The sequence below is a fragment of the Coriobacteriaceae bacterium genome (assembly GCA_025993015.1).
GTDB lineage: Bacteria > Actinomycetota > Coriobacteriia > Coriobacteriales > Coriobacteriaceae > Collinsella.
In genome coordinates this window covers 679,518-695,013 of sequence record DAJPFV010000001.1, presented here as the reverse complement: position 1 = coordinate 695,013, position 15,496 = coordinate 679,518, and the positions used below count along the sequence as shown (strand labels likewise).

Here is a 15,496-nt window from a genome sequence, read left to right as displayed (position 1 = left end):
CGGTTGAGCTTCTGGCGGAAAGTACATCCCAGAATCGGCGTTCGGAATGGGTCGGGCTTTCCGCTAAAGCAGCCTAGCGGAAAGCCCGGCCCAGTTTCCTACAGTGAGTCTCTCTGAACGAGCTGCATGTGCATGACGGTGGTGGTGGGCACGGCGCCATTGATCATATCGAGCGCAATGCCTGCGGCCATGCGGCCTTCCTCGCGAAGCGGCTGACGAATGGTCGTCAACGCGGGGACGCTGCGAGCTGCGACCTCGTGGTCATCGAAGCCCACGACCGAAACGTCTTTGGGTACGCTAATTCCTGCTTCGTTGAATGCGGCGATAACGCCGGTTGCGATACGGTCCGATCCGCATAGCACGCCGTCGGCATGTATTTCGCGCGCGAGCAACCGCCGCGTGGCTTGGTAGCCGTCTCCGCTGCTCCATCCGGTATAGATGACATTTTCATCCGGAAGGCTTTCGCCCAAAATTGCACGGTAGCCGCGAAGGCGGTCGATGACGGCGGGGTTATCCTGCGGCCCCAGCACGGCAACGATGTCCTTGCGTCCGCGATCTTTCATAGCGAGCGCCGCAAAGCGTCCGCCCTCTTCGTCGTCGGAGTAGACCGTCGAGAACACGTCGCGATAGGGATGGCCCTCGAGCTGGCCGCATAACACAGTGGGTACGCCCAGCTCGCGCAGCACCTCGAGCAGCTCACTGCCCTTGTAGGGCGAGACGTCGATGGCGGCGTCAAACGAGCGGCGCTCAAAATGCTCGCGTGCGCGGTTGCGCTCATGCGAGGAAGATGCCTGCAAGATCACGGGCAAGTAAGACGACTCCGAAAGTTCCTCGGTAATGCCGCTTAAAAACTCACTGTAGGTGGGATCGCTAAACAGCTCGCTCAAAGGCTCGGTAACCAGTACGGCGATAATTTCCGTGCGTCCGACGGCGAGCGCCCGGCCGCGTGCGTTGGGAACGAAGTTAACCTTTTTCGCCGCCGCGCGGACGCGCTTTTTAGTTTCCTCGCTAATGCGGGGGGAGTCGTTGAGGGCACGCGATGCCGTGGAGCGCGAAACACCGGCAGCTTCAGCAACCTCGGCAAGCGTGGGTGCGGTGCGTGCTGGTTGGGTCATGGCGTCTCCTGTGCAATTGGGTCGGTGGGCTATCGATAAAGGCTAATGCGGATACAGATAACTATAGCGCGCGTGAACGGCGTCCATGGTATCCGGTGACCGGTGTCGTTTTGCAATCAAACTGCGACTGAGCACGGCATGTATGGGCGAGACATAGGCAGGCGCGACAGTTGCCTGTGAGTTCAAGAACGATGCCCCGTGCTGTGCACCTAAGCTTAGGGTGACATAAGTAGCATGGTTGTACAACCGGTTGCACAGATTTTTGTACCGCCCGTAAGATAAGGACAACCGGTTGCACAAAGAAGCACTACGATGACGAAGGAGCATCACCATGGACGCCATTAACGATTGGGAAAACCAAGCGCTCACCCACAGGAACCGCCTGGCACCCCATGCGTACTTTATGGGTTATGAGACCGCCGATCTCGCCGCTACGTACAGCCGCGAGCTGTCGCGCGGATTTGTCCAGCTGTCCGGCTCGTGGCAGTTCCGCCTTTTTGAGGGCCCCGCGGCCGTCTCCAACGAAGCACTTTGCACGTACAAGCCCGAGTGGGATCACGTGGAGGTTCCGCACCTGTGGCAGGTAGACGGCTATGGCAACCTTGCCTACACCGACGAGGGTTTTCCGTTCCCGGTGGATCAGCCGTTCGTTCCCTCCGACGACCCTACGGGCGTCTACCAGCGCATCGTCAAACTTCCCGCCGTGCCTGCCGGCGCTCGCGAGATTATTCGCTTCGACGGTATCGAGAGCTACGGCGAGCTGTATGTCAACGGCAAGTTTATCGGCATGACCAAGGGTTCGCGCCTGTCCGCCGAGTTTGACGTGACCGACGCGCTCGTCGAGGGCGACAACCTGTTTGCGGTCAAGGTTCTGCAGTACAGCGATGGTAGCTACATCGAGGACCAGGACATGTGGTGGGCATCGGGCATCTTCCGCGATGTGTACCTCATGCAGCGTCCCGCCGCGCATCTGGTCGACTTTAGGTTCCGCACGCACCGCGAGGGCGATGCCGCTCTGATCACGCTCGATACGGTTGCCGAGGGCGCAAGTCGCGTCGTGTATACGCTCAGCGATGGCCAGAATGTGGTCGCTACGGGCGAGTGCGTCGACGGCCATGCCGAGTGCAGCGTTGCCGATGCCCACTTCTGGAACCCCGAGGACCCCTTCCTCTATGACCTTACGCTTGAGGTCTACGACGGCGGCGAGATCAGCGAGTACGTTCCGCATCGCCAAGGCCTTGCCGAGGTGACGGTCGAGGGCAATCATATCTACCTTAACGGCACCTACTTTAAGATGCATGGCGTCAACCGCCACGACCACGACGATCACAAGGGTCGCGCCGTGGGTCTCGAGCGCATGCGCCGCGACCTGGAGCTCATGAAGCAGCACAACATCAACGCGGTGCGCACGTCCCACTACGCCAACGATCCGCGCTTCTACGAGCTGTGCGACGAGTACGGCATCATGCTGGTCGCCGAGACCGATATGGAGAGCCACGGCTTCGAGAATATCGGCAATATCGCCCTGGTCACCGACGACCCTGCCTGGGAGCCGGCTTACGTTGACCGTGTTGAGCGCCTGGTGATGCAGGAACGCAACCACGCGTGCATCATCATGTGGTCGATGGGCAACGAGAGCGGCTATGGCTGCAACATCCGCGCGATGTACGCCAAAGCTCACGAGCTCGACGGTCGTCCGGTCCACTACGAGGAGGATCGCAACGCCGATACCGTCGACGTCATTTCCACCATGTACTCCCGCGTGTCGCAGATGAACGACTTTGGCGAGCATCCGTTCCCCAAGCCGCGCATCAACTGCGAGTACGGCCACTCCATGGGTAATGGTCCCGGAGGCCTGTCCGAGTACCAGGAGGTCTTCGATCGCTGGGATTGCATCCAAGGCCAGTTTATTTGGGAATGGTGCGACCACGGTTTGGCTGCTGTGACCGAGGACGGCGTTGCCTACGACATGTATGGCGGCGACAACGGCGATTACCCCAACAACAGCAACTTCTGCATCGACGGCATGGTGTTCCCCTGGCAGCAGCCGAGCCCGGGCCTTACCGAGTACGGCCAGGTCATCTGCCCGGTTCGCATGGCCTACGATGCCGAGGCGGGCGAGCTGACCGTCACCAACAAGCGTTGGTTTACCACCCTCGAGGATGTCTGCCTGTCGGCGGAGACCCTGGTGGACGGCGACGTGGTCTGCCGCAAGACGCTCATGCCCGGTGCGGTTGCCCCCGGCGAGTCCGTCCAGCTTCCGCTGGTGATTCGCGAGGCCGCAGTGGGCGAGACCCTGCTGACCGTGCACGCCTACACCATGGCGGCTCACGCCTGGTGCGAGCCGATGTTCCAACTGGGTGCAAGCCAGTTTGCCATCGCAAACCATCCGGCGCCGGCAATTGCCGCCCCCACTCGTCCTGAGCTTACGGTCGAGGAGACCGAGCAGGAGATTCGTATTCGCTCCCTCAACGGCGAGCTGACCTTCAGCAAGGTCAACGGTACCGTGAGCGAGTGGAAGGCATCCGGTCGCGACGTCATGACCTCCGGTCCCCAGGTTGGTTTTTGGCATCCGCTCGTCGATAACCACGCCCAGGAGTACGACTCCCTGTGGAAGGATAACTTCATCGATGTGATGCAGACGTCTACCCGCAATGTTTCTTGGAAGCAGGACGACAATGCGGTTGTCGTTACCGTGAGCCAGCGTATCGCTCCTCCCGTCCGCGCGTTCGGCATGCGCGTCGAGCTCGTCTATACCGTGCTTCCGAGTGGCCGCGTCGACCTCAAGGTTTCCGGCGAGCCCTACGGCGACTATTCGGACATTATCCCGCGCATCGGCATCTCCTTCGAGGTCCCCGGTTGTGATCGTGCCGTCGAGTGGTATGGCCACGGCCCGGGCGAGAACTATCCGGACTCGCTGCGCGCCAACCCGGTCGGTCATTACCGCACTACGGTCGACGACATGTTCACGCCCTACGTTATGCCCCAGGACTGCGCCAACCGCGAGGGTACCCGCTGGGTCGCCCTGCGCTCCAGCCACGGTGACGGTCTGGTCGTGACGCGTCCGAGCGACGCCGCTTCCAATCCGTTCTCGTTCTCCGCATGGCCCTATAGCTGCGAGGCTATCGATAACGCTAAGCACGTCTACGATCTTGTCCCGGGCGACACGGTTACGGTCAACATCAACGACCAGCTGCTCGGCCTTGGTTCGAACTCTTGGGGTTCCGAGGTGCTCGATTCCTACCGCACCCGTTTTGAGAGCTTCAGCTTTGAGGTGTCCCTGCGACCGCTGACGTCTGCCGATCTGGCTCAGGCGCTGGCACCCATTAAGGAGGCATAAGCCATGCATGTCTTTAACTCGCGTGCCGACTTCGATGCTCAGATGAAGTCCGTCAAGAAGTGGATGCGTACCGGCCAGGCGCTCGACGGCGTTTCTGAACTGCAGCACGATGTGGCGTACTCCATCGGCGACTCGTTGGTGTATTGGTGGGTGAACGCCCACGAGGCCGCTACCGCCGATCTGGTCGGTCACCGTCGCTATCATGCCGTGCTCGCCCCGCTCGACGGCGACCTGACTGTCGAGGTTGCTCCCAAGGCAGGCCTCACCTGCACCCGCGCCTACAGCGATATCGATGATCGCGAGCGCTTTGAGGGTGCGGGGGAGACTGTGACGATTCCCGCCGGCGGCGTTGCTGTCGTCGAGATCGACGAGGCCTACCGTGTCGTGGCTGATGCCGCGGATCCCCGCGTCGTGGTACTGCACGTGACGGTTGAAGGATATTCCTTCCCCAACAAGTAGTATTCGTCCGCCTGGACGTTTGCTTCGCGCCGTTAAGGGGGATGGCTTTGTTGACTCCCTTTTCCCCATTCCCCTTAGCAGGTGCGCCGTCCGTGTTTGCACTTGCAGCTCGGACGGGTTTAGATGACATTTAATAGATGATTGGGAGGGCTTATGAGCTCTGAAAAACGAGGAACGATTGGTTCGTTCGCTCTGCTGGGCATGACGGTCGCCGCCGTGTTCGGTATCAAGAACATCATCAACAACAACGCGGCTATCGGCTTGGCAGCCGCGCCGTCGTTCTTCTTCGCCACGCTTTTGTACTTTGTCCCCTATACCCTGGTTACCGCCGAGTTTGTCGGCCTCAACAAGGACTCCGAGTCGGGCGTGTACGCCTGGGTCAAGACCTCGATGGGCGGCCGCTGGGCGTTCCTGACGGCGTTTAGCTACTGGTTCGTCAACCTGTTCTACTTTGCGTCCGTCCTGCCCAACGTCATCATCTACGCGAGCTACGTGTTCTTTGGTGCCAATGCCGAGCTTTCGCAGCTGTGGATCACCATTATCGAGATCGTCGTCTTTGCTATCGCCACGTGGGTTTCGACCAAGGGCGCTAAGTGGATCGGCTCTATTTCCTCCTTCGGTTCGACCGCGGCTCTCGGCCTGACTGCCGTGTTCATCCTGCTGTCCCTGGCTGCTGCCTTTGGCGGCGTTGAGTTCGCTACGGCTCCCACGCCCGCCAACATGGCTCCCGACATGAGCAACTTCGCCACTATGTGGGGCTTCTTCGGTACGCTTGCCTGGATCATCCAGGGCGTTGGCGGCGCTGAGTCTGTCGGCGTGTTCCTTAACGACCTTAAGGGTGGCGTCAAGGCCTTCGTGCGCACCGTCGTTATCGCCGGCCTGACCATCGGCCTTCTGTATGCAGGCGCTTCGCTGCTGGTCAACCTGTTCATTCCCGAGGGCGGCGTTGCCATCTCCACCGGCATCTTCGACGTGTTCGGCGCTGTCTTTGCCCACTTTGGCATTCCTATGGAAGTGTCCACGCGCGTCATCGGCTTGATCCTTCTCGCCGCTACGCTGGGTTCCCTCATGATGTGGACCTCCGCTCCCATCAAGGTCTTCTTCACCGAGATCCCCAAGGGCGTCTTTGGTAGCAAGATCGTCGAGCTCAACGAGCACGGCATTCCTGCCCGCGCTGCCTGGCTGCAGTTCGCCATCGTCGTCCCCATCCTGATCATCCCGGCCCTGGGCTCTGGTAACCTCGACGACCTGCTCATGATCGTCACCAACATGACGGCTGCCACCGCTCTGCTCCCGCCGCTGCTGATTCTGCTTGCCTACTTTATGCTGCGCAAGAACTTCGATGCTGCTCCCCGTGGCTTCCGCATGGGCTCGCGCAGCTTTGGCCTGGTCGTTGCCGTATTCCTGCTTGTGGTCTTCTGCTTCGTGCTTATCTGCGGCACCATTCCGCTCGATCAGCCGCTGTGGCTGACGCTGGTCTACAACGTTGGCGGCGTGGTTGTCTTCCTGGGCCTTGCCGTGATGTGGTACAACCGCTATATCAACCGTCTGCGCGAGACCGATCCCGAGGCCGCCGAGAGCGAGCTGCGCCCCTCCGTCCTCGACATGATGGAGTAGCGGCTAGGATTAATCTGCGGCTGTGGAATAAAACGATTCCCCTTCCTAAGGAGGGGCCTTACGAGGCCCCTCCTTTTGTGTTTTGGGGCATGGTTTTGGACCCTTTGGGCAAAAAATGCCAAATATGAGTACTGTTGCAAAAGAGGTGTCATATTTTTCGGCCTGTTCTGAGCAAAAATGGGCTCACAATCAATTTATCTAACCCCCTTTAAAGGGCGTTTGACGGCTTTCAACCTCTTCGAATCGCTTAAAGCAAGCAATTTGCTCTCGATTTTGCTGCTACTAAATTGGTGGCAGTACTCATATTTGCCACTTTTTGCCCACGAGGTGTTCAGAGGAGCTCTCGACAAGCATCTAACGCTACAATAGCTACCACGTGGCTGGGTCGCCGGCCGAATGTGCGATGTCGTGGGAGGGGACATGGTCGAATTTACGAAGACGATTAAAGATCCGTTGGGATTGCATGCCCGCCCGGTTGCGCTGCTCTATGACATCATTGCCAAGCATCGTAGCGACGTGTCAGTCAGTATCGGCGATCGCCACACGGATGGCCGCGACGTTATAGGGCTCATGGCACTCTGCGGTGAATGTGGCGAAGACGTCGTGTTCCGCGTTTCGGGCGTGGATGAGGCCTCCTGTGTCACATCGATCAGAAATCTCTCGCTCTAAGCATGATAGGGCGCGGTAAAGGATGGTCCTTTGCCGCGCCTTTTTGTTTCGTATAGGAAACTTTTTCGAAATCTGAATGGGGACCCTTTCCAAAAAGTTAACCACGTGCTAGTTTACTATAGCGAACATAGACGTGGTTAACTTTTTACGCGTCGATGTTGAGGACGAACTGACGTTAGGAGCAACTCATGTCTTGCGGACCGCAGATGCCGGCCATGCCGCTTTCGATGGTAAAAGCGGGCGAAACCGTGCGCGTGTCTCGTGTAAAGGGCAATGAGGACATGAAGCACCACCTCAAGGACCTCGGCTTTGTCGAGGGCAACGAAATCCACGTGGTGAGCTCGAGTGGTGCCAATATCATCGTCACGGTGCTGGGCGCACGCTTTGGCATCGATTCCAAGGTTGCCATGCACATCATGACCGTCGGTTAGTCTGCAGCATTTCATAAAAACCGAAAGGGGGACAAGAGGATGAAGACGTTGGGTGACGTTAAGGTGGGCGAGAGCTCCACCATCGTCAAGCTTCACGGTGAGGGTGCGCTTCGCCGCCACCTTATGGACTTGGGGCTCATCAAGGGCACTTCGTTCAAGGTCGTGAAGGTCGCGCCGCTCGGTGATCCGGTCGAGATCAACGTACGCGGCTACGAGCTTTCCATCCGCAAGGAGGAGGCGGCCGTCGTCGAGGTCCAGTAAGGGCTTGCGACGTATATTTCTGCAGATAAAGTTAGGTTTTTCTAACTTAATGCAGCAACTTTAAAGCACATTATCCAGCCTGCGCGGAGAAAGCAGCGCGGGCAAACAAGGAAGAAGGATTGAATGGCGGATTCTCAGATCCATGTCGCGCTGGCGGGTAACCCCAACTGCGGCAAGACCACGCTTTTCAACCTGATCACCGGCGCCAACGGCTACGTTGGCAACTGGCCCGGCGTCACGGTTGAGAAAAAGGAGGCCAAGCTCCTAAGCGACAAGAACGTTACCATCACGGACCTCCCTGGCATCTACTCGCTTTCCCCCTACAGCCCCGAGGAGCAATGCTCGCGCGATTACCTCATGAGCGGCGAGCCCGATGTTGTCGTCCAGGTTGTCGACGCCACCAACCTCGAGCGCAACCTGTATCTGGCGCTTCAGGTCATCGAGACCGGCCTGCCCGTGGTCGTTGCCCTCAACATGGCCGACTTGGTCGAGAAGAACGGCGACAAGATCGACACCGACAAGCTTTCCAAGAAGCTCGGCTGCCCGGTTATGATGATCTCCGCTCTTAAGAACAAGGGCATCACGGAGCTCTTCGAGCAGGTTAAGAAGTCCGCTGCTTCTAAGGGCCAGGTGCCGGAGCACAAGTTCGACTCTTCCATCGAGGACGTTCTGGACCACATCGAGAACAACCTGCCGGCGAGCGTTCCCGCCAACAAGCGCCGCTACTACGCTGTCAAGCTGTTTGAGCGCGACGCGGACGCCTGCAAGCTCATCAACCTCACCAAGGAGAAGGCCGCTCGCGTGGAGCAGCTGGTCGCCCAGTGCGAGCAGGACTGCGACGACGACGCCGAGTCCATCATCACCGGCGAGCGTTACGGCGTGATTGCCCACATCATTGACGAGTGCCTCACCAAGGCTCCGGCAAAGATGAGCACCTCCGAGAAGATCGACCGCGTGGTTACCAACCGTATCCTGGGCCTGCCGATTTTTGTCGTCATCATGTTCTGCGTGTACTACATCGCCGTTTCCACCTTGGGTGGCACGGTGACGGACTTCACCAACGACCAGCTCTTCGGCACCGACGGCTGGTACGTGCTCGGTCAGGGCCGCGACGCTTACGACGCGGCTGTCGAGGCCGCGGGTGACGACGCCGACTCGGTCGACCCGGCACAGTACGGTCCCTATGTCCCGGGTATCACCACCATGGTGCACGATGCCCTCGTGGCGGGTGGCACCGAGGACGGCGGCCTGGTCGATTCGCTGGTCTGCGACGGTATCGTTGGCGGCCTGGGCGCCATCTTCGGCTTTGTGCCGCAGATGTTCCTGCTCTTTGTGATGCTGTCCTTCCTGGAGGACTGCGGCTATATGGCCCGCGTCGCCTTCATCATGGACCGCGTGTTCCGCCGCTTTGGCCTGTCCGGTAAGTCGTTCATCCCCATGCTCGTGTCCTCGGGCTGCGGCGTCCCCGGCGTCATGGCCACCAAGACCATCGAGAACGAGAAGGACCGCCGCATGACGGTCATGACCACCACGTTTATTCCCTGTGGCGCCAAGCTGCCGATCATCGCCCTGCTCATGGGTTCCATCATCGGCGATTCTTCTACCACCGCCGCGTGGATCAGCCCGCTTTTCTACTTCCTGGGCGTCTTTGCCGTCATCGCCTCGGGCCTCATGCTCAAGAAGACCAAGCTCTTCGCCGGCCGCCCGACGCCGTTTGTTATGGAGCTTCCTGCCTACCACTTCCCGGCGATCCGCTCTTGGGCGCTGCACGTGTGGGAGCGCTGCTGGGCCTTTATCAAGAAGGCCGGCACGGTCATCTTCGCGTCCACCGTCGTGGTTTGGTTCCTGTCCAACTTTGGTAGCTACAACGGTTCCTTTGGCTTCCTGCCTGCGATGGACGGCATCCCCGAGGAGTTCATGGACTACTCCGTGCTTGCCATGCTCGGCAACCTGGTCGCTTGGATCTTCGCCCCGCTCGGCTTTAGCACCTGGCAGGCAACAGCACTGTCCGTCTCGGGTCTTGTCGCCAAGGAGAACGTCGTCGCCACCGCCGGCTCGCTGCTGTCCGTTGCCGATGCCGCCGAGACCGATCCGAGCCTGTGGACCGCGTTTGCCGGCATGTTCCCGACCATGGGCGCTTGCGTTGCCTTTGGCGCTTTCAACCTGCTGTGCGCTCCGTGCTTTGCCGCCATTGGCACCATCCGCAACCAGATGGACTCTGGCAAGTGGACCGCGATTGCCATCGGCTACGAGTGCGCCTTCGCTTGGGTGATTGGCCTGTTCATCAACCAGTTCTACAACCTGCTTGTCCTTGGGCAGTTTGGTATCTGGACGGTTGTGGCCATTGTGCTGCTGGTTGCGATGCTCTTCCAGATTTTCCGACCCATGCCCAAGCATGCATGGACCGATGAGGACGAGACCAACACTGCTTCCGCCGCAGTTTCCGCTTAAGTCCGAATAAGGATTAACCCCTTTCCACGAGCCCGGGTGTCCCAGCGACACTCGGGCTTTTTGGTGGGAGAGATGTGGCGTTTCCGCAGATAAAACCGACCAAAACAAACCTGTCCCTTTTTGGTAGGTGGAGAATGGGGTAAAGTAAGTGGTGGTTAACTAGAGGAGGCTTGCTATGGCACCTATCGATATTGTTGTACTGGCTGTTATTGGTATTGCGTTTGTCGCGGTATGCGTGCGCATCTACCGCAAGGGCACCTGCGCCGACTGCGCTCAGGGTGGCGTTTGCACGGGGCATTGCTCCAACAAAAAGACGTGCGCCGCACTTAAGGGCGTGGACAAAATCGCCGAAGACTTGGGCCGCGGTATCAAATAAGGTCTAGACATCCAAGCGCCTCGCGAGCATCCGTTCGCGGGGCGCTTTGCGCATTTGGGCGCGAGCGCGGCGAGTTGAAGAGTATTTTTGGGTATCGTTAACTGAACTGTAAATTGGCAACTTATCTATAACGGAGTAATCCCATGAGCGCTCGTGTAACCATGAAGGACATAGCCGCCGAGCTTGGCGTTTCCATCAATACCGTGCACAAGGCCCTGACGGGAAAGGCCGGCGTGAGCGAATCCGTGCGCGCCAAGGTGAACGCCAAGGCCGAGGCCATGGGCTATCACCGCAACACAAGTGCCTCAAGCCTGCGCCGCAAGGACATCAATCTGGTGTTTTGCCTGCCCCGCGCATCGCGCGAGGGAGCGTACTTTTTCCGTTACCTGTGGGAAGGCTGCAATCGCTTTGAACAGGAGGTCATCGACCAGGGCATTACGGTTGAGCGTGTTGAATTTGGCGTGGGCGGCTACGCTGATGCGCTCGAGCAAATCGACGAGCGTTTGCAGGTGGGCGAGAAGATCGATGGCTTGCTCGCCTATGCGCCGGGCGACGATCGTGCAACTGAGCTTTTGGGGCAGATTGCCGAGGCGGGCGTGACGATCGAGCTCGTCGACGGCGACCGTCCGCACCTCGACCGTCTGGGCGCCAGTCTGGCTGATTATTCAACGGCGGGCAGCCTGATGGCCGAGCAGGCGGTCAACTTGGTTCACGCCGCTGGTGTCGATGCCCGCGTGCTCCTGCTAGCGGGCGACCCCTATACCGATTCACACTATCTAACCGCCCGTGCCTTCCACAATTACCTGCGCGAACGAGATATTCCATGGCAGGTCGAGGACCTTGCCGGTGCCCATGCGCAAGTCAAACAGCTCAAGCATGAGCTCGAAAAGCGCTTGAGTGCGCCGGACGCCCCTGAGCTCATTTGTAGCGTTTTTGCCGTTGGTTCCGAAGTGGTTGCCGATGCGCTTGTCTCGAGCGGCAAGGCCGGTCAGGTTATGGTGATCGGCAACGACCTGTTTCCCGAAAGCGCCCTGGCCTTGCGCCGCGGTATCTTTACCAATATTGTCTATAAGGACCCGACGAGCCTGGCGTATCGCGGCGCTAAGACGCTGGGCGATTATCTGCTGTGGGGAAGGACCCCGACGGTGCCCGTCCAGAAGGGCGCCGTCGAGATGGTATTTGCCAGCAATGTCGATCGCTACTGCGAACTTGCGGGAATTTAGTCGATCGGGCAGGTACCCCCTCTTGCGACGTGCATTTTGGGAGTATTCAGCATTGGCATGCCCTGAATGAGGCGCAGAACGACTGTTTTAAGTGCCGCCGGTGGCGTATTTCGCCGTCGGCGGCACTTTTTATGCCGATCGGACGCAATATGCGCACCAAACGGGGCGCCGAGGACGGCGCGCGGCGCGCTTCGATGCTGAATACTCCCAAAAATGCACGTCGGAACATGACCCACCTGAGCAAAAGCGCTCAAGTTCGGTGTTCGGGGACGCCAACCGGTCCGCAATACATGCAAGTCACAGCTCCGGCAACCGTTGAACGGGCAAAACCTACCGTTCACCCCATGGTGGTTAGGTGAACGTTCACCTTTTGAGTTGCAATGGATTAGTATAGTGAACGTTCACCTAAAGGATAACGAGCGCGCCGTGCGCCCGCCTTGCCAGCAAAGGGGCTGTTTGATGAAAAACTTTATGGACGATCAGGATTTCCTGCTGAGCACCAAGACCGGCGAGGAGCTGTTCCACAACTTTGCCAAGGGCATGCCCATCGTCGACTACCACTGCCACATTTCCCCCAAGGAGATCTGGGAGGACAAGCGTTTCGAGAACATCACCGAGGTTTGGCTGGGCGGCGACCACTACAAGTGGCGCCTGATGCGCGCCAACGGCGTCGACGAGCGTTTTATCACTGGCGATGCCCCTGCTCGCGAGAAGTTCCAAAAGTGGGCCGAGACCCTGGGTCGCTGCGTTGGCAACCCCGTCTTTGAGTGGAGCCACCTGGAGCTTAAGCGCTACTTTGGCTACGAGGGCGTCCTCAACGGCAAGACCGCCCAGGAGGTCTGGGACCTTGCCAACGCCAAGCTCGCCGAGGCCAGCTTTACCTGCCGCAACCTAATCAAGCAGTCCAACGTCCGCATGATCTGCACTACCGACGACCCTGCCGACAGCTTTGAGTGGCACAAGAAGATTGCTGCCGATGACAGTTTTGACGTTCAGGTCGTTCCCGCCATGCGTCCCGACGCCGCTCTGCGTATCGAGCGCGGTCAGGAGTTTGCCGACTACTGCAAGCACCTCTCCGAGGTTGCCGGCGTTGAGGTCAGCGACTTCGAGGGCATGAAGTCTGCCATCTCCAAGCGCTACGACGTTGCTCACGAGCTGGGCTGCCGCGCCTCCGACCACGCACTTGACTACGTTATGTACGTCCCGGCTACCGCCGATGAGATCGAGGCCATCTTTGCCAAGGGTCTGGCTGCTGAGCCGCTTACCGAGGAAGAGATCCTCAAGTACAAGACTGCCTTTATGCAGTTCGTTGCCGGCGAGTATGTCCGTCTGGGCTGGGCCATGCAGCTGCACTTTGGCTGCAAGCGCGACAACAACCGCGCCATGTTTGCCAAGCTCGGCCCCGATACCGGCTACGATTGCATCTCCAACTACACGCCGTCCGACCAGCTTGCCGATTTCCTCAACTCCATTCAGGAGACCTGCGGCTTGCCCAAGACCATCCTGTACAGCCTGAACCCCATCGATAACACCATGATCGATACCGTGATGGGCTGCTTCCAGGAGGCTCCGACCGCCGGTAAGATCCAGAACGGTTCTGCCTGGTGGTTCAACGACAACGAGGTCGGTATGCGCGAGCAGCTCACGGCCCTGGCAAACGAGGGCGTGCTGGGCAACTTTGTGGGCATGCTTACCGACTCCCGCTCCTTCCTGTCCTACCCGCGTCACGAGTACTTCCGTCGCGTGCTGTGCAGCGTGATCGGCGAGTGGGTTGAGCAGGGCAAGTATCCGGCCGACATGGAGCTGCTGGGCACCATCGTGCGCGACATCAGCTACAACAACGCGGTCCGCTACTTTGGCTTTGATCTGGATACCGTCGAGGCATAAGCCTGCATCGAATCACATCGAACACGGGAGCGCCGTTGCCACACACGGCGCCCCCGTTTTGCCTGCACGCTAACAGCTATCTAAGGAGAGACACAGATGGAGAACATCAGCTACGATGCGCTCGAGAAGATCGGTTACAAGGGCTATCTGCTGCCCAAGGACGCTCCCGAGAAGGTTCTACAGTTTGGCGAGGGCAATTTCCTGCGCGCCTTCGTCGACCGTTTCTTTGACATGGGCAACGAGGCCACCGGCTGGAACGGCAAGGTTGTCATGGTGCAGCCCATCAGCGGCGCCTTTGGCTTTGCCGATGGCATCAATGCTCAGGACGACCTGTACACCGTGCTGGTGCGCGGCAAGGAGAACGGCAATACGGTTGACGAGTCCCGCGTGATCAGCGCCTGCAGCCGCTGCCTCAACCCGTATCGCGAGGACGACTATCGCGCCATGATGGAGGTCGCCGTCTCCGACAGCCTGGAGATCATCGTCTCCAACACCACCGAGGCCGGTATCGCCTACGACCCGTCCTGCAAGGCCGACGACATGCCGCCCGCGAGCTTCCCTGCCAAGCTTGCCCAGGTCCTTCACGCCCGCTGGGCCGCCGGCAAGCCGGGCGTCATCGTGCTCGCCTGCGAGCTCATCGATCACAACGGTGAGGAGCTGCTGCGCATCATGAACCAGTACGTGAGCGACTGGGGCTGGGAGGACGAGTTTGCGCAGTGGATGGCCAACGACTGCACCGTCTGCACCACGCTCGTCGACACTATCGTCCCCGGCCGCATCCGGGACCCCAAGGAGGCCGCTGCCGTGGCCGAGCGCTTGGGCTATGAGGATCCATTCTTGGCCGTGCGTGAGCCCTTCCAGATGTGGGGCATCCAGGGTGACGAATCGCTCAAGGAGCGTCTGCCCTTCGTGAAGGCCGGTCTGCCGGGTGTCTTTGTGACTCCCGACGTCACCCCGTACAAGAAGCGCAAAGTCCGCATCCTCAACGGTGCCCATACCGCCTTTGTTCCGGGCTCTTGGGTTGCCGGCTTTGATATCGTGCGCGACTGCATGCATGACGAGACCATTCGCGGCTTTATGAACACCATGCTCTACGACGAGGTCATTCCGACGCTTGCCGCCGACTTGGATGTCGAGGACTGCAAGGCCTTTGCCGCCGCCGTCGAAAACCGCTTCGACAACCCGTTTATTGATCATGCGCTGCTCTCCATCTGCCTCAACTCCACGGCTAAGTGGCGCGCTCGCGACCTGCCCACGCTCAAGGACTACGTTGCCGAGACCGGCAACCTGCCCAAGTGCCTGGCGACGAGCCTCGCTACGCTCATCTCCTTCTACACGCAGGAGCTCGTGTCCCGCGAGGGCGACGGCCTGCACCTGCGTCGCTCCGACGGCACCGAGTACACCGCTCAGGACGATGCCTTCGTACTCGATTTCTACGCTGCCCATGCCGGCGCCGACGATGCCCAACTGGTGCACGACGTGCTCACCAACGAGCAGATGTGGGGCGAGGACCTTACGCAGATCGCAGGTCTTGAGGAGTTTGTCGTCAGCGCGCTCGCCGTCGTGCGTGCCGAGGGCGCCAAGCAGGCCTTCGCCAACGCTCAGTCGTAAATTTCCGGCGCAGACGCGGGCGCGGGACGGCATGCCCGCGCTTCGACTTCTGCTCA

12 protein-coding genes are annotated in these 15,496 nt (G+C 59.6%); 11 read left to right on the top strand and 1 reads right to left on the bottom strand.

What is annotated here, in order from left to right; translation table 11 throughout:
• Nucleotides 1-98: 98 nt before the first annotated feature.
• A complete protein-coding gene (locus OIL77_03005; protein HJI44392.1) occupies nt 99-1,115 on the bottom strand; it encodes a LacI family transcriptional regulator in 1,017 nt (338 codons plus the stop codon).
• Between the two features lie 331 nt (nt 1,116-1,446).
• On the opposite strand from OIL77_03005, the gene OIL77_03000 reads away from it, so the two are divergent.
• From OIL77_03000 to OIL77_02950, 11 genes are all read left to right on the top strand, one after another.
• A complete protein-coding gene (locus OIL77_03000; protein HJI44391.1) occupies nt 1,447-4,455 on the top strand; it encodes a DUF4981 domain-containing protein in 3,009 nt (1,002 codons plus the stop codon).
• 3 nt (nt 4,456-4,458) lie between these two features.
• Entirely contained in the window at nt 4,459-4,914 is a 456-nt protein-coding gene (locus tag OIL77_02995) for a hypothetical protein (GenBank protein HJI44390.1), read from the top strand.
• Nucleotides 4,915-5,067: 153 nt separating this feature from the next.
• Complete coding sequence (locus OIL77_02990; protein HJI44389.1) at nt 5,068-6,531, top strand: amino acid permease; 1,464 nt, start codon at nt 5,068-5,070, stop codon at nt 6,529-6,531.
• Nucleotides 6,532-6,951: 420 nt separating this feature from the next.
• Entirely contained in the window at nt 6,952-7,200 is a 249-nt protein-coding gene (locus OIL77_02985) for an HPr family phosphocarrier protein (GenBank protein ID HJI44388.1), read from the top strand.
• A 188-nt stretch (nt 7,201-7,388) separates the two neighbouring features.
• Nucleotides 7,389-7,631, top strand: a complete 243-nt coding sequence (locus OIL77_02980; protein ID HJI44387.1) for a ferrous iron transport protein A — start codon at nt 7,389-7,391, stop codon at nt 7,629-7,631.
• A gap of 39 nt (nt 7,632-7,670) precedes the next feature.
• Nucleotides 7,671-7,892: a ferrous iron transport protein A gene (locus OIL77_02975; GenBank protein HJI44386.1), complete on the top strand. Its 222-nt coding sequence runs from the start codon at nt 7,671-7,673 to the stop codon at nt 7,890-7,892.
• Between the two features lie 123 nt (nt 7,893-8,015).
• Complete coding sequence (locus OIL77_02970) at nt 8,016-10,343, top strand: ferrous iron transporter B (protein ID HJI44385.1); 2,328 nt, start codon at nt 8,016-8,018, stop codon at nt 10,341-10,343.
• A gap of 175 nt (nt 10,344-10,518) precedes the next feature.
• Nucleotides 10,519-10,719, top strand: coding sequence for a hypothetical protein (locus OIL77_02965; GenBank protein HJI44384.1), 201 nt, complete (start codon nt 10,519-10,521; stop codon nt 10,717-10,719).
• A 143-nt stretch (nt 10,720-10,862) separates the two neighbouring features.
• The gene (locus OIL77_02960) at nt 10,863-11,942 is read left to right on the top strand and encodes a substrate-binding domain-containing protein (GenBank protein HJI44383.1); all 1,080 of its coding nucleotides are present in this window, start codon (nt 10,863-10,865) and stop codon (nt 11,940-11,942) included.
• A gap of 459 nt (nt 11,943-12,401) precedes the next feature.
• Complete coding sequence (gene uxaC / locus OIL77_02955) at nt 12,402-13,829, top strand: glucuronate isomerase (GenBank protein ID HJI44382.1); 1,428 nt, start codon at nt 12,402-12,404, stop codon at nt 13,827-13,829.
• A 96-nt stretch (nt 13,830-13,925) separates the two neighbouring features.
• Complete coding sequence (locus OIL77_02950; protein ID HJI44381.1) at nt 13,926-15,440, top strand: tagaturonate reductase; 1,515 nt, start codon at nt 13,926-13,928, stop codon at nt 15,438-15,440.
• The last annotated feature ends 56 nt before the right edge of the window (nt 15,441-15,496 follow it).